This window comes from Paenibacillus sp. ClWae2A (assembly GCF_032452295.1).
Taxonomy (GTDB): domain Bacteria; phylum Bacillota; class Bacilli; order Paenibacillales; family Paenibacillaceae; genus Paenibacillus.
In genome coordinates, this window is the sequence record NZ_JAULSQ010000007.1 from 260,745 (window position 1) to 286,553 (window position 25,809).

Annotated in this window: 27 protein-coding genes; all 27 read right to left on the reverse strand. The window is 46.8% G+C overall.

Annotated features, from left to right (window positions below):
- Positions 1 to 228: 228 nt before the first annotated feature.
- Positions 229 to 1,233: an ABC transporter permease gene (locus QVE09_RS20940; protein ID WP_315938337.1), complete on the reverse strand. Its 1,005-nt coding sequence runs from the start codon at positions 1,231 to 1,233 to the stop codon at positions 229 to 231.
- A gap of 207 nt (positions 1,234 to 1,440) precedes the next feature.
- Positions 1,441 to 3,093, reverse strand: a complete 1,653-nt coding sequence (locus QVE09_RS20945) for an ABC transporter substrate-binding protein (protein ID WP_315938338.1) — start codon at positions 3,091 to 3,093, stop codon at positions 1,441 to 1,443.
- A 912-nt stretch (positions 3,094 to 4,005) separates the two neighbouring features.
- Positions 4,006 to 4,953 (reverse strand): glycoside hydrolase family 25 protein, encoded by a 948-nt coding sequence (locus QVE09_RS20950; RefSeq protein WP_315938339.1) that lies wholly within the window; start codon positions 4,951 to 4,953, stop codon positions 4,006 to 4,008.
- Positions 4,954 to 5,469: 516 nt separating this feature from the next.
- Positions 5,470 to 5,970 (reverse strand): phage holin family protein, encoded by a 501-nt coding sequence (locus tag QVE09_RS20955; protein WP_282319132.1) that lies wholly within the window; start codon positions 5,968 to 5,970, stop codon positions 5,470 to 5,472.
- A gap of 209 nt (positions 5,971 to 6,179) precedes the next feature.
- Positions 6,180 to 9,359 (reverse strand): pyocin knob domain-containing protein, encoded by a 3,180-nt coding sequence (locus QVE09_RS20960; protein WP_315938340.1) that lies wholly within the window; start codon positions 9,357 to 9,359, stop codon positions 6,180 to 6,182.
- Positions 9,360 to 9,905, reverse strand: coding sequence for a putative phage tail protein (locus QVE09_RS20965; RefSeq protein ID WP_315938341.1), 546 nt, complete (start codon positions 9,903 to 9,905; stop codon positions 9,360 to 9,362).
- Positions 9,902 to 10,960, reverse strand: a complete 1,059-nt coding sequence (locus QVE09_RS20970) for a baseplate J/gp47 family protein (RefSeq protein ID WP_315938342.1) — start codon at positions 10,958 to 10,960, stop codon at positions 9,902 to 9,904. Before QVE09_RS20970 ends, QVE09_RS20965 begins: the two co-directional genes overlap by 4 nt.
- Positions 10,953 to 11,366, reverse strand: a complete 414-nt coding sequence (locus QVE09_RS20975) for a DUF2634 domain-containing protein (protein ID WP_315938343.1) — start codon at positions 11,364 to 11,366, stop codon at positions 10,953 to 10,955. The genes QVE09_RS20970 and QVE09_RS20975 overlap by 8 nt, the downstream gene beginning before the upstream one ends.
- A complete protein-coding gene (locus tag QVE09_RS20980; protein ID WP_051447218.1) occupies positions 11,363 to 11,620 on the reverse strand; it encodes a DUF2577 family protein in 258 nt (85 codons plus the stop codon). The genes QVE09_RS20975 and QVE09_RS20980 overlap by 4 nt, the downstream gene beginning before the upstream one ends.
- 6 nt (positions 11,621 to 11,626) lie before the next feature.
- On the reverse strand, positions 11,627 to 12,637 hold the full coding sequence (locus QVE09_RS20985; protein WP_264931746.1) for an XkdQ/YqbQ family protein: 1,011 nt from the start codon (positions 12,635 to 12,637) through the stop codon (positions 11,627 to 11,629).
- A gap of 13 nt (positions 12,638 to 12,650) precedes the next feature.
- Positions 12,651 to 13,346 (reverse strand): LysM peptidoglycan-binding domain-containing protein, encoded by a 696-nt coding sequence (locus QVE09_RS20990; protein ID WP_315938344.1) that lies wholly within the window; start codon positions 13,344 to 13,346, stop codon positions 12,651 to 12,653.
- Entirely contained in the window at positions 13,347 to 15,332 is a 1,986-nt protein-coding gene (locus QVE09_RS20995) for a phage tail family protein (RefSeq protein ID WP_315938345.1), read from the reverse strand.
- Between the two features lie 201 nt (positions 15,333 to 15,533).
- A complete protein-coding gene (locus tag QVE09_RS21000) occupies positions 15,534 to 15,956 on the reverse strand; it encodes a phage tail assembly chaperone (protein WP_315938346.1) in 423 nt (140 codons plus the stop codon).
- Positions 15,957 to 16,126: 170 nt separating this feature from the next.
- A complete protein-coding gene (locus tag QVE09_RS21005) occupies positions 16,127 to 16,585 on the reverse strand; it encodes a phage tail tube protein (protein ID WP_289391460.1) in 459 nt (152 codons plus the stop codon).
- Between the two features lies 1 nt (position 16,586).
- Positions 16,587 to 17,903: a phage tail sheath family protein gene (locus QVE09_RS21010; protein ID WP_289391459.1), complete on the reverse strand. Its 1,317-nt coding sequence runs from the start codon at positions 17,901 to 17,903 to the stop codon at positions 16,587 to 16,589.
- On the reverse strand, positions 17,903 to 18,112 hold the full coding sequence (locus QVE09_RS21015; protein WP_315938347.1) for a YqzN/YkzM domain-containing protein: 210 nt from the start codon (positions 18,110 to 18,112) through the stop codon (positions 17,903 to 17,905). The genes QVE09_RS21010 and QVE09_RS21015 overlap by 1 nt, the downstream gene beginning before the upstream one ends.
- Before the next feature lie 123 nt (positions 18,113 to 18,235).
- The gene (locus QVE09_RS21020; protein ID WP_315938348.1) at positions 18,236 to 18,655 is read right to left on the reverse strand and encodes a phage tail terminator family protein; all 420 of its coding nucleotides are present in this window, start codon (positions 18,653 to 18,655) and stop codon (positions 18,236 to 18,238) included.
- Positions 18,656 to 18,896: 241 nt separating this feature from the next.
- Entirely contained in the window at positions 18,897 to 19,034 is a 138-nt protein-coding gene (locus tag QVE09_RS21025; RefSeq protein WP_315938349.1) for a hypothetical protein, read from the reverse strand.
- A 413-nt stretch (positions 19,035 to 19,447) separates the two neighbouring features.
- Positions 19,448 to 19,825 (reverse strand): hypothetical protein, encoded by a 378-nt coding sequence (locus tag QVE09_RS21030; RefSeq protein ID WP_315938350.1) that lies wholly within the window; start codon positions 19,823 to 19,825, stop codon positions 19,448 to 19,450.
- Positions 19,825 to 20,457, reverse strand: a complete 633-nt coding sequence (locus QVE09_RS21035; protein WP_315938351.1) for a hypothetical protein — start codon at positions 20,455 to 20,457, stop codon at positions 19,825 to 19,827. The genes QVE09_RS21030 and QVE09_RS21035 overlap by 1 nt, the downstream gene beginning before the upstream one ends.
- Positions 20,458 to 21,432 carry a hypothetical protein gene (locus QVE09_RS21040; RefSeq protein ID WP_315938352.1) on the reverse strand — a complete coding sequence of 325 codons (975 nt, stop codon included), beginning with the start codon at positions 21,430 to 21,432 and terminating at the stop codon, positions 20,458 to 20,460.
- The gene (locus QVE09_RS21045) at positions 21,432 to 22,022 is read right to left on the reverse strand and encodes a YmfQ family protein (RefSeq protein WP_315938353.1); all 591 of its coding nucleotides are present in this window, start codon (positions 22,020 to 22,022) and stop codon (positions 21,432 to 21,434) included. The genes QVE09_RS21040 and QVE09_RS21045 overlap by 1 nt, the downstream gene beginning before the upstream one ends.
- 137 nt (positions 22,023 to 22,159) lie before the next feature.
- Positions 22,160 to 23,299 carry a baseplate J/gp47 family protein gene (locus tag QVE09_RS21050; RefSeq protein WP_315938354.1) on the reverse strand — a complete coding sequence of 380 codons (1,140 nt, stop codon included), beginning with the start codon at positions 23,297 to 23,299 and terminating at the stop codon, positions 22,160 to 22,162.
- A 4-nt stretch (positions 23,300 to 23,303) separates the two neighbouring features.
- Complete coding sequence (locus QVE09_RS21055; RefSeq protein WP_315938355.1) at positions 23,304 to 23,759, reverse strand: DUF2634 domain-containing protein; 456 nt, start codon at positions 23,757 to 23,759, stop codon at positions 23,304 to 23,306.
- The gene (locus QVE09_RS21060; RefSeq protein WP_315938356.1) at positions 23,752 to 24,162 is read right to left on the reverse strand and encodes a hypothetical protein; all 411 of its coding nucleotides are present in this window, start codon (positions 24,160 to 24,162) and stop codon (positions 23,752 to 23,754) included. Before QVE09_RS21060 ends, QVE09_RS21055 begins: the two co-directional genes overlap by 8 nt.
- On the reverse strand, positions 24,155 to 25,144 hold the full coding sequence (locus QVE09_RS21065; protein WP_315938357.1) for an XkdQ/YqbQ family protein: 990 nt from the start codon (positions 25,142 to 25,144) through the stop codon (positions 24,155 to 24,157). The genes QVE09_RS21060 and QVE09_RS21065 overlap by 8 nt, the downstream gene beginning before the upstream one ends.
- Positions 25,141 to 25,773 carry a LysM peptidoglycan-binding domain-containing protein gene (locus QVE09_RS21070; RefSeq protein WP_315938394.1) on the reverse strand — a complete coding sequence of 211 codons (633 nt, stop codon included), beginning with the start codon at positions 25,771 to 25,773 and terminating at the stop codon, positions 25,141 to 25,143. Before QVE09_RS21070 ends, QVE09_RS21065 begins: the two co-directional genes overlap by 4 nt.
- Positions 25,774 to 25,809 lie beyond the last annotated feature (36 nt).

A 25,809-nucleotide genomic window follows, 5' to 3' on the forward strand; every position in this document is an offset into this window, starting at 1 on the left:
CGGCGTCTCCCTTCTTGAATATGAATATAACAAAAGATCAACGCGTTCTATTACACTCAAGCACTACGATTGCAGTACCATCTTCCGATCTCTGTTATCCCCAGATTTTACTGATCACCTTTTCAAAGGTGAAAAAATGGTGATAAATGCGCAGCCTATGCTTCCGATGTAGCTTTCTTTCAGAAAGCTTTTTGCTTCGATTCTGCAGATTGGTTCTTGATGAATTCCCTATTTATAACTAATCCGTGGATCAAACACAGCGTAAAGCAAGTCCACAATCAGATTGATTACCACGAAAAAGAACGCCACGATCAGAATGCCACTCTGGATCACCGGATAGTCCCGCGAACTAATCGCTTCATATATATAACGTCCCACGCCCGGCCAGGCAAAGATCGTTTCGGTCAACACCGCTCCCCCGAGCAATGACCCTGTCTGGATGCCGATAACCGTGAGCACGGGAATAAAGGCATTTTTGAGTGCATGTCCATATACAACAAAAAACGGCCCCAGTCCCTTCGCCTTTGCAGTACGAATGTAATCAGAACTCATCACTTCCAGCATGCTGGAACGAGTCATCCGGGCAATAACAGCCATCGGAATCGTTCCCAGTGCAACACTTGGCAGAATCAAATGTTTCGTTACAGTCCACAACTGATTCCATTGTCCAGCAATCATCGTATCCAGCACATACAAACCCGTAATGGCATCCACCGGATCACGCGCATTCATGCGTCCAATGGATGGCAGCCACTGCAACTTGTTCGCGAACAACCATTGTTCCATCAGACCGAGCCAAAAGATTGGCATAGATACCCCCACCAAAGCAATGACCATGCAGCAATAATCAAACCAGGAGTTGTGCTTCCATGCACTGACAATCCCGGCATTCACCCCAATAATGACAGCAAACAACATACTTGCCATCGTTAATTCAAGGGTTGCTGTCAGATAGGGCACAATTTCCTGGGCAATAGGCACCTTGGTGCGGATGGATGTTCCCAGGTCGCCTTTGAGCAAATCGCCCAAGTAGGCGAAATATTGCTGGAACCAAGGTTTATCCAGTCCGAGCTGGTCACGAAGGGCCTGCTTGGATTGTTCGGTTGCCTTTTGCCCAAGTATGGTCTCAGCCGGGTCACCCGGAATCGCGTGGATGATGGAAAAGACAATCAGGGTCATGCCCAGCAGTACGGGCAGCAACACAAGCACACGTTTGACAATATAGCTGTTCAATCCTGTTCACCTGCCTTTGACATATCGTGCAAAATAAAAAGCGCCGGCAGAAACGCATGCTTTGGATAGTTACGTCCGGATGTGGGTTCTGCCAAGCATTGCGTCTCACCAGCGCTTTGAAAGTAAGAATTAAAACGTAATCACTCCGAACTGTAGTGCCATCTTCAGATCGCAGTTATCCTGAAATGGATAAGTTCAGCTTACAGCTTACTCGAAATAAGCACCGGCATAGGATTCGGTGCCCAGTGGAGAAGGGACGAAATCTTTCAGGTTGGCTTTACCCGCCAGAATTGGCGTCGTGTGTACCAGAGGAATCCACGGTGCGTCTTCCTTGATCATCGCCTGCGCTTGTTTGTACAGTTCAGCACGCTTGTCCTGATCGGTTTCTTTCTGTGCACCCGTCAGCAATGTGTGTAATTCTTCGTTTACATAATAACTGCGGTTGTTGCTTGGAATGGCATCTTTATCCAGCAGTGTATACAGGAAGTTATCTGGGTCACCATTGTCACCTGTCCAGCCAAGCATGTAAATGTCGTCCTTCTCCCCGGCCTTTGTATCTTCGAGATACGTTGCCCACTCCGGTGATTCGATGGTGACGGTCACTCCGATTTTCTCAAAATCGGCCTGGATCGCTTCCGCAACCTTCTTGCCATCTGGCATATACGGACGGGATACCGGCATCGCATAGAAGGTTATCGGATCAGGCAACCCGTCAGGGAAGCCAGCTTCGGCGAGTAGAGCTTTTGCTTTTTCCAGATCATATGGATAATCCTCAATGGTATCGTTGTACCCCCACAGCGTTGGCGGCATCGGGTTCACGGCAGGCTCAGCTTGTCCAGCAAAAAAAGCATCAATAAGGGCCTGCTTGTTCACTGCATGATTGAGGGCTTGTCTGACTTTGACATTATCAAATGGTTTCTTCTTGAAGTTAAAGCCGATATACGCCACGTTGAACGGTGGACGCTCGATCTTCTGCAACTCGCTGTTGCCTTCAAGGATGGACAGATCGTCCGGGTTCAGGTCTTCCATGACATCAATCTCACCGTTTTGCAGGGCATTGAAGCGAGCGGTGTTATCCGGAATCGAACGTACGATCACTTTGTTCAGCTTCGGTAGCCCTTCTTTCCAATAATCCGCGTTTTTCTCCAGGGTGATGGAGTCGTTACGCTTCCACTCTTTGAATACAAATGGACCGGTGCCCACAGGCTCGCTCTTGAAGTTTTCTTTTTTCTCCTGAACCGCGGTTGGACTGGCAATGCCAAATGGCGTCATCGCAATATTTTGCAGGAAAGGCGCTTGTGGTTGGTTCAATGTGAACTCCACCGTAGTCTCGTCCGTCGCCTTCACTTCCTTGATCACACGTCCGTCCTCTGGACCAAACATGGAATCGTAATAATCGAAGGAATCTCCCTCGAATTTATATTCACTCGCCGGATCACCCCAGCGGTTGAAGTTGAACACAACAGCCTCTGCGTTGAGGTCCGTTCCATCATGGAATTTCACACCGGACTTCAGCTTAAACACATACTTCAGTCCATCCGCCGAAATCTCCCAGCTCTCCGCCAGCCCAGGAATGACCTCTGTTCCGCCTTCCTTGTAGTCCAGCAATGAATCAAACACCTGATGTCCAATCTTCAGCGACTCCCCATCGGTCACAATTGCCGGGTCGAGTGCAACGGAATCCCCGCCACGCCCCATAATCATCGTATCCTGCGCTACCGTTTCGGTTGGAGGGTCGCTTCCTTCTGCCGGAGCAGGCGTATTCTCTCCACTCTCGTTACTGGAGCAACCGGACAACACCAATACGGTGCTTAAGGCCATCGTTAGAACACCGGACATCCATTTTTTTCTCAATCGCATACGTACAACACCCTTCCCTGTCTCATAATGTGTGTGATGCTGGCATGAAAGATCTCCAATGTTGGCAATCGGTTTGGTGCTATGTATCATATAAAAGGCTTTAGATGCCTTCGATACCTGAATTAAAGTTCTGGGAAAAGTACGGCATGTATATGAACTGTAAAAACAGCATGGGATACGTATGGAATACAGGTAAATATCAGATCGTGCACATGGATTGAGGACGTCGTTTGATTACTTTTATAGAAAAAGAAAAAGATTCTACAACGTATCTTGTGAGATGAATCTATGAAATTGAATGAGCTTGTTGCGTTTTATTTGAACTTAGGTCAATAAGTAACAGTAAATGGTTACGGACCGGTAAGGCAAGTTCAAGTCAGTAGATTAAAAATACAGATGGGCATATGGATACTACGCAATAAAGTCTGTTCCTTGAGCGTGACGTCTTGAGCATGGAGTGTGGAGACCGGATTAGATATCGTTATCGTTCGTCAGCAATACGGATGAAAGAAACTCAACATAGGCTAGGTTGTTTAGATGTGTAAGTTGTTTATGACGGTGGTTTTCTCTTGCAGATTGGATGTGTAAAACGTATGAACGAGTCATCTTGAGATGTTGGATTGTACAACAGGGAGACATTACAATAACTTCATATGTTATGGTTTTGTCATGATGAGGAGGATTGTGTAAATAAACTGTGGTGAAAAACAATTTTGTGTAACTTACTTTACATCACATTAATCAATTAGACAAGAGATTTACAGACATAAGTCTTCAACTTTATTATATGCGTTAATATTACTTACACAAAACACAAAAAAGGAACACAGTTCGACAAAAAGCGTCCCGTGTCCCTTCTCCACTCAATCCACTTTCAGATAAGATCAACATTTTAATTTGCTAAGAATCAGCTCACTTTTTAAATAAACCTCTGCGATGCATCACGGTAATAAAACGGTAAAAATCATAACTCGCCCCATTATCAATGCTGAACAATGGATTTTTGGTGTCATATGCCAGAGCTGCATCCACAGCTGCTTTTGCCCATACTGGAACTTCCATTTGCTGACGTGCCTGCAGTTTGTCGACCTGGGATTTGAGCGCATCAAACGCTGCTTTCTCTTCGGCTGTCATCGGTTCGCCCCCTTTCGGTGGTTCGGTTGGTGGATTCGGATGACTTGGATTCGTTGGATTGGATGGTTCCGGTGGTTTCGGAGTGGCTGCTGCGTATCTTGCTCTGAGCTGTGCCGCTGTTCCCTCGAATTCATTCATATCCACGTTGCCACTAATTCCATTCACCTTGCCCGAATCCGTATACTGCCAGAACGTCCAACGCTTCCATGCCGGCTGGTCTTCCGGTACACGGGTGTTGCTGTAACGCGCGATCCACAGATCGTATGAGCTGAGTGATGTGTCAAAATTCCTGGCAAATGAATTGCCCGTGTATATGATCGGTTTTACACCTGTCAGACGTTGTAATTCGTTTAAAAAGGCTTTGGCAACTGTATTTATCTGCGTTTTGCTCAGGTTGCCGGGGTTGTTCTCGTAGTCCATAACAGGTGGCAGCTGTAGTACCTTGGCGCCTCCAACTTTGTTAAGTGTGTTGGCATAATGCGCCGCTTCTGCCTTGGCACCATCGGTAGAGGTCGCGCGGAAGAAATGGTACGTTCCAACCAGCATGCCCGCCGCCAGTGCGCCTGTTACATTTTTCTGATAATTGGGATCGGTATATGTCTGTCCCTCGGTTGCCTTGATGAATACAAATGTCATGCCACTTGCCTTCACCTTCGCCCAGTCAATATTGCCCTGGTATCGGGAGACGTCAATGCCCTGTGTGTTGCCCGAACTTCTCGTTTGCATGTTTCTCACACCCTTTATGCGGCAAATTGCCGTTTGTTCAGCATTTTACATCATTCGATTCAAGCGTTCACGGGTACAAGTATAGACAGATCAGAGCATTCTGATCTATACATTGCTGATTGGATGTCACTCTCTGGATTGATGCAAAATGCTCCTATAGTTAATGCGGTTGAATCAGGGGTTGCTTGTGTGCGTGTCCCTGATGTGTTGGAAATGAACTGAGCCTTGTTCACACGGACACTCCGATGACAGAATAACCTTCCAATCGCTGTTATCCCCGGATTTTTTTGATTCTCTTTATAAAGGGGAAAATCCGGGGGATAAAGGCGAGATTATGCTTACGAAGTAGCTTTCTTTCAGAAAGCTTTTAGCTTCGCTTTTTCAGGTTTTTTCTGTCCTCTCCCTTATTGTGTGAAAATGTTAAGTTCAATCTGTATAGATGTATATAGTTCAAAAAAACTACACTTGCGATGTTCAGCAAAGGTATAGTAAAGAAGACACTAAAAATATTTCAAACTATTTAACGTTATCTTGAGTTTCAGAAGGTTCAACATCCTCTGTTTCTAGATTGGAAAAAGAATCTTTGCCCTTCGGGGAGAAGTTACCGGGAAGTTCCCCGGTTCCCCCTTTGCCCTTGAGCACTTCAATTGCCTGTCTAATCACAGGCGGAATCGGAGCGCCCAACTTGCCCCCGTTTTCGATAATGGACAATAACTCATTTGCGATATAAAAAAAGGCGACCGCATCCCTGAACAAATGTCCGTCTCCCAGAACACCGTCCACCAGATGAGCCACCGATACCATAGCAAATATAAATACCTTTCGTGCGATGCCGAACATGCCGACGTTACTTTCAAGCTTGCCACTCATACCCGCCGCCGCGATCCCAGTTAGGTAGTCGAGGATGACGAATACGAGCAGTACACCGAGTACGCCTGACCAACCTCCGAAGAAGTAGGTTACTGAACTGCTCATGAGTGCAATTCCCCATTTCCATAGGGTGTCCCATCGTTCCATGGTTTCACCTCCTTGGTCTAAAAAGTGTTAACTTGTTTTAGTATGGTAAGGAGAAGAATTACCTAAACTATTTGTTCGCCAACTCTTCACTTCCCCATGTAAAAAGATAAACTAAGTAAATTCATCTGTTATCAGGCAACTTAATAAACAATTAATTCATCTTTTACTTTATTAGTAAGTTTTTATTCTAATGTCCATTACTTCGACTTCTAAATCCTGAATGCTTCCCATGTGTAAGACGTATTTGAATTTAGAACAGGAACACGAAAGCCACTACTGTTTACGAAAGCATTTGAAGATGGAATTCCAAGCCCTGAATATTCATAGACATTCACAATGTACGCTGATCTTCCCTGACCATTCGAAAATGTATAGTAGTTGTAGTTTGAACCTGTCGAATTCTCTGCTGCAGCACGAGTGTAATAATCGTAAACATTCAGATCTTCACCACTTGCTTGTACAGTTCGGCGGATAATAATTTTGTTTGGCCTGAAATCAAGATTAGATACTGATAAATGGTTAAATGCGTAGCTGCCGTTATATGTCATAAAATACATTGAAGTAGCCGCTGATTGAATCGTTCCGGTTGCATATTTCGGACCTACATTAATCTGATTGATCTTTGTCGCCAGTTGTGGGAATGTATCGCTGCCTGATGCTACTACCCCCTTGCCAGTAATGGCGGCAGCGACAGCCGATTTCCCATCACTGACAGAGGACTTTAAACTTTCAAACTCTTCTCTAGATGGAACTTGTACCCATGCGCCCCATATGTCATAAAGATTTCGCTGCCATGTCGTAAATCCTACTGGAAGAAATGTTATTAAAGTTTGTGTTACTCCTGGGATGGACTCTTTATTTTGCGTTCCATTTTTACTCACCTTAAGACTGAAAGCTACTCCAACAGGACAATTTTTTAGAGTTTCCGCTGTCGTATTAAATTGGCAATAATATTCTCCTTCAGCTACAAAGCCATTTAAGTCTTGATTTTCACTGATACCTGATGATTTTCTGAGATAGTTTTTATCAGCATATTTCTGTAATTCCATTTCGTTATTTTTACTTTCCACTACGGATAGCTGCCTTGAAATATTGGAAGAATCGTTTATAAATTGTTCTATAATAGATTTCTCACTTACTCCTATCGTTCCGTTAATCGATATTGGTGAAAATTGATCCTGAACCTGATATGTTACAGTATAATAAGCCGATGGATCATATTGAGAGGCTGGCATGGAAGCTAACTCTAACCCATAAACTTCTGACTCCGGATTAAATCGTAGGATCTCCCAGTAATCTCTGACATCATTTTTATAAACGGACAGTATTTTTTTAACCTTACTATTTAATTTAGCTGACAAATTATAGTTATTAATGTTATATGATTTATGCACATCTGAAGTATATACTGGATTAGCACTCTCTCTAATTATCATTCCTGTACCTACTTCAACCTGATTATCTCCCTCATTGAAAGTCAATTGACCCTCTGACGTGATCGGCTCGATAGTTGGGGTCCCCAGTTGGTATATCAGTTGATATGGCTTCCATTCAGAATATCTTGTATATGCTGACCGTATTGTAGGAGAAACCGGCAATGTGGTCGTAAAGTGAGTCGCAGAACTTCCTGACATATATATCGAGTCTAATGGACACCAAGCTTTGCCAACTGTTTCACCATTGTATGGCTTACTTACATCGCCTTGATTACCAAGATACATCTTCCATCCCATAAAATAAGCCTTGATCTCATCTGCTGTCGGCGTATATGAATCTCCCCATCCACTATCTGCATTAGCAATAGATACATTGAAGTCTGATAAATCTGCAATTCTGAAGTAGGCGTTATCAGATTCAGACATATTTCCGTTTTTAGTAAGCACATTACCATTGTACTTCGTAACAACCAAGCTGTTAAAAGCTGCTACTGGTTCGGATAGAGTACAACCAACTATCTTGTAACCAGACGATGATGCTATTGATCGGTAACGAAGACTTTCATCCAAAATTATCTTGCGCCACTTGGTCATCTTGTAATATTGGCCATTCTTTTCAAACACTTCGTCAGCATTCAAACCTGTCACCGGGTCTGAGTATAAATCCGTTTGAAGTGCGAGCATACAATCTTCACGTGTTTTCAACGGTTTTACTACCTTACCAAGAGTCATGGTTGGATATGCAAAACTCGCTTTATTCCCGGTAGTCCATGTCCATTTATTCACATCAAACTCTTCTGTATACTGCGTAACACCACTAAGATTTACACCCATTTTTATGGCCCTTGAGACAGTTTTAATGGTTTTAGTCTCACCCGGATTAATGAACATACCTTGTAATCTTGTATATGAATCATATACACTCACTCGAATTTTGCCCGTACTTGCTGCCGGGTTACTAATCGTGTAATCTTGATTTGCTAATACACTTAAGTAAGTCACGGCATATGCATCAGTTCCCATAGAACCAGATACTAACTCACCAGTAGCCGTATGTGGAGACGTTTCTAGAAAAGTGTGTCCTGTGTGCTCCCATTCGTAGAATGGCGGCAATAAATTCTCTCCATAGCGAATTACATAAGGATTTCGAACAGGCTGAATACTATTAACATAAGGATACTTAATAGCTATCTGTTCCGGATTCATGCTGTCAAGCGCATTGTACTCGGATTCGCTGATTTCATAAAGGCGACCAGAGTCAAAGTAACCATACTGATTCGGGTTTCCAAAAACTGCGAAATCAATAATTCCACTCCCCTGCGTAGAAACTTTCTTCTTTGCCCATACCGTAACAAATTTATCAGTTGTCTGAACGAATGTTGAATATGGTCCGCCAAAGTCTCCACCGAATCCAATAGTTGCCCCTTCTATCGAATTTCCGTTTTTTACATTTGCAACTAATACGTAAAAGCTATTCGCTTTAAAATTAGGAAGAGACACTGTAGCAACACCCGCCGCACTAGGAGAAGCAGCGGAGTTAATCGTAACCTTTAGTCCACTGCTCCCGTCTAGTTTATTCATCATATCCAACGAAAGATTAGATCGAATGGCATTCAAGCCAGTTAAACTCTCCATACCTCCTGCACTCCCTAACAAATTCACCAACGTTCGGCCCTTCAAACCTTCCAACTTAAACGCCGAGACGCGTTCAGCATGAACAACTTGCAATCCTGGCTCCAACGTCACAGATCTACGCTTCTCCGTATCCAACCGCTCCTGAATATTACTCACCTGTGTCGCGGTTTCCTCAGCCTTCTCTTCCACTTGGCCTACACCCTCATCAACCTTCTCCCAGTTCTGATCCAAATACTTGTCCAGATCAAAATAGGTCGTCGATGGCGAGGATCGGTCAATCTTATTCAATCCCAAATTTGGTGTTTTTGGTTCATTCATCTATGCTCCACCTCCTGCAAATTTATCCTGCCGGGTCTGTTCAATCTCATCCAGCGTCATGCTTTCAACTTCCGCAATCGTCAAATACCGCAGACGGTAATCCACGGTCATGTGTGCTGGTTTAATATCCTCAATCGCTGCCTTCAGGTCATCCAGATTGGGCGGTAATCCCCATGTGTCGATGAAGCGGATTCGGATCAAGTATTCCTCAGGCGACACGGATACATCAATCCCGCCACTTTCGTAGGCCTGCGCCACGTTCTTGAGCATCGAGCCAGAGACTTTGCCGCTACCTCGCATTTTGGAAATGATCACGGATCTCCGCTGGTCGTCTGGCTTGGCTTGGTTCGTCGGAATCTGCAAATCCCGCTCATACCGTTCCAATGCCCAGGTCGCAGACTCCGGGTAGAATTGATCCAGCACACTTTCCAAACCCACCGTAATCTTGTCCAGCTCAACACCTTCGGTCTCTGTAAGAAGTTGCATCTCCAGCACATTTTCATACAACGGGGGCAAAAGAGTCATTAACATCTCTGCTTTACTCATGTCACCTTCACCGTCCCAAGAACGGCTACTGCGCCGGGGGCGATCTCCAGATTGGACATACCACCATTCACCAGCAGATCGCTATAGTCGATCACGGGCGGAATATCCAGAATGACATTGGCAATACGTGTCCAACGAACTAACGGATCGGCAAAAGCTAGTTCTTTCAGATACGCTGTAACTCCCGTTTCAATAAGCGTCTTCACGCCCTCGTAAGTTGAACCAGAAGCAAGCGTGACCTGCACCTCCACATCAATGGGTACTTCTTCCGCCCCCACCACCGTAACCACAGGTCCGATTGGAGCAGCACCTTCGCCCATTCCATCCTGGGTTGGATCGATATATTCCTGCACCGCCTCGATAACCGCCTCAGCAGGTGTTTGCATTTCATTATTCAGCAATGCCACTTTGACTGTACCTGGCCCGTCCCACAGTGGAAAAGCCTTCGCTTTGCCAACCCCGGAGTTTTCCCGTGCCCATAGCTCATACTGATATTTGTTGGCACTCGTGACCGGACGGGAAACTTTGTCCTGATATCGGTCATATAAGGCTTGGTCCGTTTCTTCGTCTTCGCCAGGAACCAGCAACTGTGTCAATTCAGCTGTCGTCAGGCCAGCAATATAATCGATGGGCAGCAGGGCCCCCGTATATTCATTACCTTCCGCTCCCGCGACTTCACATTCCAACACATATCGCCCTGCCGCGATGCGTTCCACAACAACATACACCCGATCCCCCGTGGAAAAACGACTATCCAAAGGAACCTCAACAGGCTTACCTTCGTTATCCAGAAAACTCCCAACCCAACGTGCCTTCGTGGCCGCCTTTCGGCTAATGCCAGACCAAGCCACCGCGCGATCCAGATACTCTCCGGAAGCTGTATCTGCAAACTTCAGATCGGAGTTCACATCCAGCTCTATATACATCTGAGCCATTTCCACTGCCGCTGGCGCAAGCGCATCATAGATAATGCTGCCTTCACGTTTATCCACACCATCCGGTACCCTGTCCAGCATTCGGTTTAAAATAACTTCAAACGTCTGCTCTTCATACATCCATGTTCACCTCCGTCTCTTCCCTAAAGCTGCCAAAATCCGTTTCCACGGTAAAAGAAACCCGTACCCCGTCAGCCTCGTGGACAAAATCGAACTCCGTTACATCCGATATACGATCATCCGGAAGCAATGCTTCGCGAATCCAGCGTTCCAGTTCCGATTCAACCATGGATCTCCCGGCCATTCCTTCCCAGGACCATTCCATGCCGTAATCCGAAGAATAGATTAGATACTCGTAGCGGCGTGTGGACAACGCTTTATACACCGCCTGTTTTACCGCATCTTTTCCATCCAGTTGCAGTCTTCCAATTCGCTGTCCTGAAGCTTGAAACACATACGTCAAACTTGGAAGTACAGCAGCCTCTTCCTGATCTTCTGCGCTAATCTGCGCACCCTGTGGAATCATGGATTCACCAGCCGATCCAGCACGACAAAGCTGTCTCCGCCTTGAACACGTAATAACAAGACATGGTCACCCACGGTCCAAGCTTTGTTCACTACGGACTCTGGCAGTACCAGAAAAGGCTCAGCCAATGCCAGCCGTTGTTCAACGGTAATCTCCAGAGGCTGCGTGTTTGTCACGCTTCCGTACATTATCTGAACGGGAGACTTGGCATCTACGGCAGCCACCGCCGCCTTTTTAATCACGTCCAGCATCATTTATCGTTACACCACCTTCAAATCCAGCGACATCGTATGCACGCCCCCCTGTACCTTATGCGTACATTCGTCTACCAGAAAATATTGATTGATCTTCAGTTCATCGATCTGGATGTTGACAAAACTGCCTGCCCTCACCTTGAAATCACCAAGCGCATCCACTTTCAACGTCTGCGTCTCACGGTTACGGAGGGTCATCAGGGTCTTGAGCATGGCATCAATCTGCCCTTCATTCAGGCCGTCATCCGCTTTTTGGTACAAAAAAAGAAGCCCCCATTGACGGATGCTGCCTGAATCCTGATGAACAAACGTTTCTCTTTTGCCCGTATCCTTGTTATCCCGGTACAGCTTGATCTTGTTATACGTCTGGTCGTCAATTGACCGCGTATAACTGTAATCCGTGAGCAGACTGTTATCCCCGATGACAAATCCGTAAGGCATCTCTTCCACATCTCGAAGCACAAGTTTGCCGAAATCATCGTAGAAGATGTAGTTTTTACCACCATAGATGAGCGTTCGGTCGAGCGCCTCACAGATCATGTCAATCAGCTTTTTGTTATCAAATAACATGCGTGGGATAACATATTTCGGCTGGATCAGCTCGCCCACCTTCAACTGAAAGTCGGTAGCAATTCGTTTGATCACATCCGTAGCGGTTGCGTTAACGAACTTGTACGTCTGATTCGCGGTTAGATAGCGAGTCTGGTCGTAGGCTTTGATTTTGACACTTTCGTCCTTACCACTATCCACCGAGAAGATATATCCGTAAAATATGCCTACCTCGTTGCTGATATATTTCACGACATATCCATTCTCATATGTGAATTTCTTATTCTGGTACAGACTGCCCTTGATCAACGTGAATTCCAGAGAGGAAGGTTTGCCGATGCGGGAGGTTTTGTACGTAATGTCACCGGCAATTTCGCTAATGTCCCAGATGTTGCCCTGCTTGTCATCCAGTAATAACCGTTCCTTCATGTTGGCCAGCTTATCATCCAGCCTGATCTGCTCTTGCATATTCCCTCTCCTTTCACGGAAGCTTGATCACAAGTCCAATCGGCAGCTTCTTCAGTTGTGCATCTTTGATGCCATTCAGCTTCTGCAACTCTTTCCAGCGAGATCCATCTCCCAGATGGGCTTTAGCTACAGACCACAAGGAGTCCCCTGCTTTAAGTGTGACGGTCTTGGGCTGGATTTTTTCATTGGGCCGGGAGGCTTTGGTTTTTGTTTTCGAAGCAACCGTATCCTTGCTGTCCTTGAGTGGAACTACTTTTTTGGCAGCATAGAAAATGAACTGCTTCAGCTTGATATCATACTGGATATCCCCCACCGTACCCGCTGTCTCCCTCCAGTCAAAGCTCTCAATGGAAACCGCCATATTAATGGTGTACCTTGCACTGGAAAAGAACAGTCTGACGGGTCTGCCCGTCTGCATCCAACGGATGATCTTTTTCACATATTCATAGGGATCACGGTAAAACTGCTTCTGAATTACCGGATGTCTTGCATCGTAGTTCAGATGATACGGGCTGTAGTCTGCCGGAAAAATCCCGCTGAAACTGACTTCACGCAGCTTCGGCGACTTGATCACGTTAATTTCACCCAAAGCGCTAACGTTAAACGTACTGCCATCTCCCGAATCCGAAAACTCAATGCTCTCTGGTGTCACCGGGAAAAACATGTATTCGGAGCGATTATTGAAGCTTAATTGAATATAATATTCCACTTATCCATACACCCCCTGGGCACTGGAGACGATCTGACTGTTCAGTCCATCGGTGATTTTGCTGATGATGCTATCCACGTCATGTCCGCTGTTGATATCCCCTGTGGTGACCTGAACGGTTGGCGTCAGACTGACAAATCGCTGAATCGCCTGCATCTCGGCAAGCTCACGCATCAGTTTCAGATCCTCGCTCGTTACATCCACTGTGCCGTCCACGTCACCGATCTTGTCCACCTGTCCGATATTGTTGATTTTGTTGATGTTACTCATATTGTTGTTGGGAACAACGGTGGGAGCAGGTGCAGTTGGCATCGAAGGCATGGAAGGGGTTTTGGGTATTTCGGGTGTGAAGTCTTTGCCAAAGTTACCTGGTAGACCTTTATCCTTGGAGTCATCCTTCGGGTTGGAAGAGAACTTAGAAACCCACTCCTCAGCCTTTATCTGACCATCTTCAAAAGCTTTAGGATTGTATTCTCCGTCCATTTTGAAAAATGTCTTCACATCTTTGTCACTCGTAGGCTCCCAGGATTCCAGGCCTTTCTTCCACTCCTTTATTTGCTTGCCACCTAAATTAATATCTGACTCTTGAAACAAACCAATATTGAAACCAAAGGTTTTGTTAACAATTTTGATCAGACTGTTAAGTCCGCCATTAATTCGTTCCATGGCATCTTCAATAACAGTTACGACGTTATAGAATATATCAAGAATGAAAATACCCATGTCTTTAAATAACTTCTGTATGGCATATACTGGGTCTATGAAAAAGTTAACAATAGCCTCCCCCAGCGAAGCAAACAGGTTCCACACTGTGGCCACTACTACGCGTACGATTTCTCCAAGCATCATAAATGAACCTATAATCACTCCCAAAATCTCTGTACCAGACATCCCCATCATGTTCAAAATTCCAATAACTGCCGCAATCGCAGCAATTGCCAAAAGAATCGGCCAATTCAACAATAACCACGCAGCAACAAGACTATAGACTTGTGCGATGACCAATGCCAGTACAACAATTGCCAATGCCATCAGGATAGGCTGAATGATATCCCAGTTCTGCTGAATCACGGCTGCAAGGTATAAAATGCCGTCTACCAGCATCGTCAACGCGTTTGCCGCAACCGTAAATGCATTGCTAATCCACTCAATAATGACCGTAAAATCCCCATTTGCAAAGGCTTCATTTAATCCATCCAGTAAAGGTGTTAAGGCAACGAGGGCTGCCTGTCCAATCTGACCGAGAACTCCATTAAACTGATTAACTAGTGCATTCCACTTCTGCAACGGTGAATCTAACATGGTGTCAAAAGCCTGTTGGGTATAACCTTGTTTTTGCAAAATGACATCAAGCTTTGTGATAAACCCATCCAGATTGGATGAATCGATGGTTTGCTGCAGACCTGCTCCATTCAAAATCTCTTCTGGAATATTAAAAGAGCTTGCCAGTTCACCGTTATCACCATTCATTGCGGCCACCAAAGCACCTGATGCATCCGAGATACTTTTCCCGTCTGGATTTAGCATGCTCAACCGCTTAGCCATATCCCTTAGTTGATCAACTTGGTCCGTATTCTGTGCATACGGAATGAGAGATAGTGTACCTTTCAAAGCATCCGTAACATTCTGTCCGCTCTTGAAAGCTTCCGCGCGGTAGCGATTAAAAATCGTCTCCCCCTGAGCATCATCACCAGTAACCGCCATATATCTATGCTTCAAGTCCTCTTCCTGCGCAGCTGGTACGAGTACAGCTTGTCCTGCTGACTTGATCACGCTGATCCAGGCTCGCACTCGCTGGGCACCTTCTGTAAAGGCAGCATTTACCTTAGCCTGTTCTTCTGATACACCTTGAAGTAAGTTGCCTGCCAGCTGAATTCGGCTCAGATTTCCAGGGTTGAATACCGAATTAATTACGGTAGGCAGGTTTTGAAATTGCTGAACCATATTATTTGACATGATATACAGTCTTGCAAACATGGCATACATTCATTTCTCCCTCCTTTCCTTTTTATTTCTTCCGGGCACGATTCTTGGACCGTTCTTTCTTCTCTTCTTCCACCCGGATGGAGATCATCGCATAGATGGCCGCTCGTTCTCGCATGGAGAAGGCCATTAGCTCATGCGGCAAAATGTTAAGTTCATGGAGAGCGTAATAAGCCAGATTGGCTTCGGAATCGCCCTCTTTAATTAGTTTTTTACGTCATCCACCAGTTCGTTCATGTCCTGATTGAAACCGTTTAGCTTCTGGACCTGTTCGCCCAGCGAAGCAAATTCCCCAGGCAATAGCATTTTCCGCAAAAGCGATTCCGCCCCCATTACGCCATATGAACGCTGGAGTTCTGCGTTTTTCAAATCGGGATAAACTACACTTGCGCTCATCAGGCGAGCCATGTAATCATTCGCATCGATGTCGGGTGTGTAGACACCGTTCTTACCTTTAATTTTGCGAGTAGCTGCCTTGCGGCATTCCTGGTTTTCGTCCTCGGTCATGCTGCGCAGTTTCCAAGCAACCGGCTCGCCTTTCTCATTTTTAAATCGGGGGGATACGATAAACTCCTCCGTTGTATCGGTTGCTGCATTTTGGGCAAAAAACATACTCAATCCACTCATGTATTGTTCCTCCTCTAAAGTTAGGTCCCCCGCCGCACGAAGCGGCGAAGAACAGTATTTTGACACGCCAAATAGCCCGTAACACAGGCAAGTTGAACAGGTTTCTTTTACAAACCCGCTGCTAAGTTATACTCTTTATGAATCTTAAGGTATTAGGATTTCTTGATAAATTACTTCGGTAAATTGAACGATACAGGCATATCGACATCTTCAAAGGTAAAGCTCACTTCTTCCTCCAACGCCTCGGCCTCGGTATCCAGGGATGCCATGATCACACTGTCGAGGTTGACGCCTTTGAGGGTCACGGTCTGTTTGCCTATCGTAGAGGAAGGATCTTCGTTGGTCACTTCAATGTCGAAGTACGTGTCCACACCATTCTGCATGTACTGGAGCATCAGCTCGCGGAAACGGGAAGTGGTGTAGAAAATTGTCATGGAACCTGAACCGGACCAACCGGTTGCTTTGTGCTGTACGCCGCGGCGGCCCAAGGTTTTGACCTCTGCTTTTTGTTTCTCCACTGTTGCTTCCAGCGTCTTCACATAGAACATTTCTTCCGTCTGTCCCTTAATCGTTGCATATGCGCGGCCTTCCTGGCCGGAAATCGTGTCGCTTGCTTTCAAAAATGCCATCTTAAACCACCTTCACTTTCATATATACTTTTTCAACGGAATCCACAGGTTGGACCTGAATCTCGATCAGAATACTATCGGTTTCATTGCCCGGAGCAACAGTGATATCTGTTTTGGAATCAAAATTTTGAATCGCCCCAATATCCTGAAGCTGCTTAAGGTAGGTAACACATTGGGAACGGAACAGGCTGCGCCCATCCTCGTTGTTGTTCACTTTGCCGATGTAATAGGACTCGAAAATTCGTTTCATATCGTTAGCGATACCATCAAGTACACGGATTACACGGTTTTTGGCAAAATGACGTGCCTTATCCGGTGTAATGGAACGGAATGTATTCACATCCTGCTCTACCACTGCGCGGTTGCTGCTCGCCGTAAACACAAACTCGCCATTACGCAATGCTGCCTCTGTCTCGGTATGTGTCAGTCGTCCGTTCACATCCACGGCGTCGTCATACGCACGGAACGTCAGCGATTCATTCAGGTTAGCTCCTGCGGTTGCACCGGCAGTCCATGCTACGGTTTGTTTTGGCGTAAGAACGGTACCGTCTGCGAGAACAACACCATTTTTGACACTGATAATGCCTTCATGGTCTGCAGCCGGATAATCGGACAGAACGAGTTGCACCTTCTTGCCCTCGGTATCACGCAAGCGCTTGATGTAGGCTGTGTAGACTGACTTGAGTGTGGCATCGTCTGAGATCAGACCAACCGTGTTAAAGTCCAATACTTCCAGTTTGGTCAGGAAATCAGCGTGCTCTTGGTTCGTTGCTGTACCATCCAATCCACCTGTTAGTGGAAGTGACGCTGTAGCTGTGAGTGCACCTTCACCCGTAAATGTGACGTATGCGTTGGATTCCAGAGCTTCGATGGTGGACGAAGTTTGTTTGTCCACTTCTTTACCCGCAAGCAACGTGGAAACGTCCAGTTGTTCCGGATCATTGATATTGGCTGAGATTACAACAGCCAGATCATTACCACGCACACCGCCGTGTTGGGCTGTGACTGTCAGTTTATCCAAGGTTGCCTTGGCTTTGGTACCTGCATTGAGTCGATAAAGAAGCAAGGTCTGCGCCCGTTTCAATGCCTCGCGGATCAGTAGTAATTGCGGTGCTGTCCAGTCATAGCCCAATTTGGCTTGTACATCTTCACCTACTTGTACGGTCAGGATTGTACTCACTTGCCCCCATGACAATGGAAGTGCCAATGCCACCGTTCCCCGCTCCCCTACCGTACCCGGCAATGAGCCCTCTGATGCAAAATTCATATATACGCCGGGGCGTACCTTGTTTTGTGTCGTCCATGTTCCTCCAGCCATTATTGTGCCTCCCCATTCATAAATTGTTGGATGTGTTGCTGCGCTTCTTCCATGGTGTATGCTTCTTGTTCCAGCAGAACTGCTGCCAAAATGTCTTTCTCCATCCGGCTGAGTTGCCGGGATTCGGCGAACTGTGCTTTGCTGTATTTCTGGTAGTTTTTCTGTTGAGTTTCCGGTTTTTTAGGGTCCGGTTCTTTTTTCGTAAACATTGCCAATGCGCCTCCTATTCCTTTCATTTAGATCCCCTCATTCGGTTAGTTAAGTTCTATAAAAAATAGCTATACTGACCACTTCAAGGACAGGATAACCATCGTTATGTTTAACTAATATATTCATTCTCTTGTAGCTTTAAGTGCGGTAGGTCGCTGTTCCAGTTGTTGCATGGTAGTGGCAGATTCCGACACTTTGGTGGTTCGCATGGTGTAGTACACCAGCATTCGCGGAGTATCGTTCTCCGTCTCCCAACGCATCTCCGTTGCGCGATAGGGGGTGCCTTCCACATCGATGGTTTCCAACGCTTCGAAGAGCTCATCCGGCAGTGTTGCCGGGATATAGTCTGCGTCAAGCCAGCGGATTTCAAAGGCATAAGATTGCACGAAGCGATCGCTTCGTTCCCTAATTAGTTGAGCGGACTGCAGACGGTAGGATATGCCCGGGGTGGAACCAATGCCCGTTTGGGGGAGGATCGGGATGTTCGGGAAGTGCTGAGTTAGTGTTGTAGAGATAGAGTCGGTTAAGTGGTTTATGCTCATGGTTCACCTCCTTTGGGGTTGAATATTTGTACAAAAGGTATCGTTTCTATATGACACTGGACTGGCATCCGATTTTTCGTGTCCTATATATGAAGCCGCTAAGCTACCTGCTGCCAAAATACATTTACCTACTTGTCTCCAAATCAACTCCCCCTGAATTCAATATGAAAGCCCCTGACGCCTCTATAGCATAAAAATAGCGCACCACTTAGGTACGCTCATTAAACCCCATCAGTTTGTTCTAAAATGTAATCCTCGACTGCTTGCCAATATCAGCATTGGTAATGTCATCCAGCAAGTACACCTGACCCGTTTTTGGATAAAGTCCTTTGTCCAAGATTTTTTCCGTTGCTTTTCTTACAACCACTTGGTTAACCATTACAAAATCGCTCCTGTATTTTCATTAGCCATGAGCAAAATTTGGTCTTCCAATTCTTTTATGTTCTCTTCCACTGTCAGTTCGGTATGAATCCTTTCCTGCACTGGCAGTTTTGTTTAAGGATCAATTTTCACAATTCTATAAATGTTAAGGCGTCTCATCCATATTCCAGATCAATGTGTTCCAATTTCGTAATCTCGTTTCGTGTCGAGCCGTCACCTTGCCAAATTGAAGCTACAATTTCACCGTATTGATCATATATATAATTCTCATTCCTGTTTGCATTGTATTTTCACTTCCTTTCCTGAATATCTTTATTCGGGTTTTAACAGACAACAGTATAAGCTTTCCCGGCTCACAACGTCACACCCTTTCCCCCTGCTATCTCTCTAATTTTAGTTTAAAGTTATGCGTTATTCGAATGCCCACCAAGTTAAGTTTCCTGTCCCACCATCGTATATTCTTGTGCTAAAGCTCCCATTATCTATCGCCCACCCCCCAGTACTTCTACTGCTTCCTGAACCATTTCCGCCTATTGTAGAAATCATTGTGCCTGAGTTTAAATCCGGGTAACCTGTGTCAGCTACATAACATTTACGGAGGATGTCTAAATTGTTACCACTTAACCCTATACCTCGGACGTCTATAACAATAATTCGGGGTTTGAAATTCAAGCCTGTCACTGTCAATGAAATTAGATTAGCACCATTTATATTCCCTGTTGCATATTTCATCCAGCCTGGACCACCCAACCCGTAATTGCCTAATGAGTAATTATCAAGTGTCGGCATCAGGTCACCTCTTTTCCCGAAAGATAAAACGATAGGCCCAGGGATGAAGCGGCCTCCACTTTGGCATTAGGTTCTAAAATTGCATCCATAGTTGGTATAAGGATTGTGTCGCCTGGTTTTATTGGGTATTGCGAAATCAAAGACCGTCCAGCTATCCACAAGTCTAATTTGTTAGCCGATGCGTTCCCATTGCAGACGATCAACCCTTTAAGCAACCTTTTACTGTTGGATACAGCATTGACAATAGTGGAAACGGTTGACCCTGAAGGTATACTACCGCGACCCAACATTTTCGAATAATAATAATCACTGTTTTGGTCGTTTGTTGTGTACTCAACCCCACAAATGTAGAAGTTAACCAGCGCTATAGTTGCGGCGATAGAAATGCTCTCTCCTGCTGACATCACTTGGTCAACTACTGGAACGACTATTGTATCACCAGCTTTGATTTTAAAACCGTTCAGTATACTTGTACCATTCAACCGTACAAACACACTAATTTCTGCCGTTGATACGTTGCACAGAATAAATGATTTAAGGATTGTACTTGTAGATGTCGGAACGGTGTATATGTTTGTAAAACTAGAACTAGGCACGACATCACTTGCCAGTAATTTAATTACATCAGGCATTTACAACGCCCCCCATGTTTTCGGCTTCGGTTTTGATGCAATCTCATACAGTGCCAGATCATCAGCTTCAGCGCTGTAAGGAACATCGGCTGAACCTTCTGAAAGTTTGATTCTGCTTATTGCTTTAGTTGTGTTTGTTACAGGTCCATCAACAACTAAACGTAACTTGACGGTGAATACCCCTGCTGGGACTGTTAATATTTCAGACTTTCGATGCCATGCTGAGTTGAGGTTTGCCGGGAGTGAGAATATCAAACCGTCCGTTGATGCATTAAGAACGTCTAATCTCATATTCCCGGTTGTCATGCTTTGAGAATAGTAAGCAGCTTGCAACCTATACGTACCAGGACTAACCACGATGTTTTGAGATTCCAAAATTGCAGATTGACCACTTGCTACAGCTGTACTTGCCCTAAAGTAATTCAAAACCTTGCTCCCGACCAGGTAGTCCCAAGGCAAGTAAGAACCGACATTCGCCCACAAACTCAACCCTAAATTTGCGGCTGAATTTTTAACGAGGTTGGCGGAAGAAGTTTTAATGATAGGTGACACTGCTGTATTTACAATTTCCAGAGCGTTTTCATCTGCTTCGGGCAGCATTTCTTCAAGTTCGTCTCTTGTAGGTACTTTCTTCCACGGCCCCCATCCGAAATAGTAGTTTCTTTGGAACACCTCTAAGTTGCCAGGCTGGAAGGTGGTCAGGGTTTGCAACACTCCCGCATGCGGCTTGACTGTCAAGTGAAATGCCTCTCCTGTTGGGGAATTAAGCAAGGTTTCTACAGTAGCATTAGCAGGACAATAATATTCCCCTTCTGTAATATAGCTATTAAGATCAGATTCCGCAGGTATAAGTATGGATTCACGTGTTGCAACGCCTGCGTCAATCATTTCAAAAATCCTGTTAATACTCTCCCGGGTCACATTCTCGTTCCCCAAGGGAAGAGGCAATTTCAGTCGATCTGTTTCTTTTGGCATTACGCCCACACCTCCAGTTCATTCCACGTCAAGAACGCGGCATCGAGTTCGTCCCATGTCATCTGTTTGTCGTCCAGATCGTCCCAGACCAGATAACGATATTTATACTCCACGGCCATATGGGCCGGTTTCAGTTCTTCAATGGCCCGTTTCAAATCATCGATATTGGGCGGTGTGCCCATCGTATCCACAAAGCTCACCGTAAAACTCCACGCTTCCGGCTGAAATGTTACATCCACTTTTCCCCCGGCATATGCCTCAGCCACATTCACAACTTGTCTCCCCGAAAACTTTCCGGCACCACGCAGCTTCGACTCCACTACGGCACGCCTCTGTTCCACAGGTTTTAGACGATCCGTCTCAATGCCAAGCTCTTCTTCCCAGAAGTCCAGCCCCCACGTCGCTGTACGGACAAAAAACTGCTCCAACGTCTCATCCAACGCCTGGTACAGCAGATCCATCTCGGTGCCTTTGGCCTGCATATCCGCCTGCATGACACGCGAAGTCTCGTAATACCTTGGCAAATAAGAGAATAGCTCCCGCCCTTTCTCACTCGTCAGTCCAGCATCTACAATAGAAGGAGCACTCATGCTCTGTCCCCTCCCTTCCTTTCACATCAACATGGAGCGTCTCGTTCACAAGCTCCAACCCGGAACCAGGTATTTCTCCCAATCTTCCTAGGTCTCCGCACTCGCTAATAACTTCCTCATCCACCATCTGTCCAACACTACTCATGCACATCCACCGTCCCCAGCACGGCCACCTGACTCGCGGTCATCTCAATATTCTGGTCGCTCACACCGTTCACGGTCAGCTCCGAATAGTCGATAATCGGAGGAATATCCAGCAAGATTGCTGCAATACGGGTGTAACGAACGAGCGGATCGGCAAAAGCCAACTGTTTCAAATACGCGATCACCCCGCGTTCGATCAGTGCCCGCACATCAGCCAACGTTGCATCACTTGCCAGCGTCAGCTTTACCTGAATGTTCATCGGCACTTCCTCAGCTGGCATCACGGATACCACTGGCCCAGCCGGCGCAACACCTTCACCTTGTCCATCCTGAGTTGGATCGACGTACTTCTGTACGGCCGCCACCAGATCGGTACCCGCAGCACGTTTGTCCGTATCCAGCAGATACAATCCCACCGTGCCCGGCCCCTGCCATAACGGAATAACACGCGTTGCACCAACACCTGGCACTTCACTGGCCCATTGCACATATTGCGATTTGTTGCCGCTGGTTCCTTGGTTGCGGACTTTGGCATAAAAACGTTCCAGCAACGCTGTATCGGCCTCAATATCTGCACCGCCTTTGATCACCTCAACGTTCGTGACAGAGGTCACGCCACCTACAGGTGTAGACAGCACCGTTACCGTGCCCGCAGGCACATTGCTCTCTTTTCCGGCAACTAGCGCTCGCACACCTACCACCCCGGAGCCCTCAGCATCCAGTTCCAAACGTCCCACTGTCTCATATTCGAGCGAAGCTTCAGCAGATACTTCATCCGCGAGCGTAGCCACGACCGTTCCCGCAGGCACCACTTTCCCCGGCGTACCCATGAACCTCACCGTACCCTGCGCCGCCACCGCGGCCCGCCGAGTAATGCCGTGCTCTCCCGCCCGCAGATCCAGCTCTTCCGAACGAAAATTCGGATCACTGCTCGCAGCCGTACTTGCAAACCCGCGCCGCAGTAATTCCTGCGCCCACAACGCCGCCTCAGACAGCATAAATGCAACCGGAGCCTCCGCATCCCACAGAAACGAACCCTCCGACTTATCCAGATCCGCGGGCAGACGATCCAGCATACGCTGCATAATCTGTTCCTCCGTCTGGTCCTCCAAATAACGCGGAATCTCAGCCATCCCGTCAGATCACCTCACTTTCCAGAATAAACATCTCTTCCTGCACACTCGCCACCCGGCAAGAGAACATGCACTGCTCCCGATTCCAATCGAATGTAAACTGGTCTACCGAATCCGTGCGTGGATCAGCCAGCAACGTCTCCGTCACCATCCGGGTAATCTCACTTTCCATCACGCCCCGACTGTCACCCTGCCCCACCAGATCCTCCAGCTCCGAACCATAGTTCCGGGAGTAAATCACATGTCTGTACCTTGGCGTTTTCACGGCCTTAATGCACCACTGCACCCAAGCTTCATGTCCACCAGCCCCAGCAACTTTGCCACTTGGGGTCAGCACAAAATCCCCTGCTTCGTAATCAAATCGCCAGCTTCGTCCAAAGCGTACCTCTTCCGAATCCGCCCCCGACAGATCCTCCTCATCTCCCCAGACCACACCCGTTTCCGGGAACAAACTAGGCATGCGCACTCACCACCTTACACAGCACCACAATGTCGTTACCGCCATTCACCCGCATCGCCAGTACGCGGTCTCCCGCTTTTAATCCCTTACCAAGAGACCACACCGCTTCTTCCACTTCCTCTTTTTGCAAAAGAAACCGTCCCGTGCCCGTCGTTCCGCCGTTTGCCACGTCAGATATACCGGAAATCGCGCCAGCAGCCTCGCGCTCCGGCAGTCCAAGCGTGCCCGGCAACTCGGCCACGAGGTAATCCTGTACTTCGTGCTTGAAATCATCCAGTTTCACACCGGATGAAGTCATCGTACCCAGTACTGCTCCCAGACCGCTCACGGCCTGACGGGAATGTGTGCTCATCGCGCCCCGCATGACGTCGGCAAAATGCCCATACGGATCATCTTTATTCAAGGTAATACCTCCTTTTCATCAGCTCAGCCGTCCCCAGTTCCAACGTCATCGTACCAGGCCCGGCTGACAGATCACGGCTGACCGACATCACGATCAGCTTCAGACCTTTCAGCGTGACCGCATCTCCGGCGCGAATCGTATTGATATCCGGAGCGGAGATTGTAAACGTCTCCTGAATACCTGTCAGCTTGCTTTTTGCCAGCTTCTTCGCGGCGGCGGCTGTTTTCACCTGATCATCCTCGATCAGTTTTTGCAACGTACCTAGCTGCTCCGTATCACTCTGCTCAATCGCCAGCACTTTCGAAGGTACCTCTTTGCCACTACCACCGGACTCCGACGCTGCCATCACTTTAACTTTGGTAACCGCCCCTTCGAGCGTACGCATCTGGGTCAGATCAATTAGTCGATCAAGTTCATACACCTTTGCATTACTTCCGACCTTGAATAGCTGCAGCCCACCAGGTGTCATCCGTGGATGGTACATGTCCCCGCCGGACTTCGCCGTTTCTTTCAGATCGGCAAACATCATCGAGAAGATCGTCTGTGACCGATACACGGCTTTTCCCAGCTTTGTCTTGGTATCCGGCAGTGTAGCGTATGGAATCTTCCACTCTTTCGCGTAGGTTTTAAGTCGCTGCGTAGCCGTCTGGTCCTTCGGCAATAGGAACTCGTCCTCCGATTTTTCCAGATAGATCATCCGGTCGTATACCGTGAGAGACAGCCGCTTGGTGCCGCTGTTCGAGCTTTCCACCTCCCAGATGACCGCAGGATGCAGCAAGTGAACCATGGATTTTTCGCCAAAAGGAACCCCGCTAATCCGCACCGCCATACCCGGTGAGATCGAAGGCAGACCGGAAGATGCAGACACTGCCAGCCGGATGTTGGCCTGATACGCAATCTGGTCGAGCGAGTCCTTCAGCGTAATGGTCTCCACCAGCTTGGTGATGTCATATTTGTCGTCGACAATGACCTTGTAGGTCATGGCATCACCAGCTTTTGCCCGGGCTTGATCCGGTTCGGATCACTGCCGATGATTTTCGTATTGAGCTTGTAAATCTCGTTCCATTTGGAACTATTTCCGAGTTCAAGCTTAGCTATTTTGGACAAAGAATCCCCGGCTTTGACGGTGTACGTCTTGCTACTTTTTTTCAGATCGGTACGTGAACCGGACTTGCTCCCGGATGCCGCAGAGCCCACCTTTTCCACCTTGGAATCCCGCCATGTGCGTAGGGTCAGGTCGAAATAAATATCCCCTGTCTCCCCCCCACGAAAGCTCGAATTAAGCGAAACAATAAAAACAGGCACGTTCACGCCCGTCTCTGAAATGATGAAACGCAGCGGCTTTTTGGAGATCAGAAAGGTGTTCAGCACATTCATCGCCACACGTGGATCTAGAAAAGATTTTTCATCCATGCAATAGGACGGATCAAATCTTTGGGGAAAAAAAGAAGAGAAGGTGATCTCCTTCACCTTCTCCCCTTGTGCAAAATCAAACTCGCCATGCTCCAACATATTGACCGTTTCATATCCCTTAGACCTGGAAATATTAACTTCTTCAGGGTTCACTGGGAATTGAAATGGAGTGTTGCCGTCCTTCAACGTAAATGACATTTTGTTAGGACCTACTTTATCTTCAAGTACTGACAT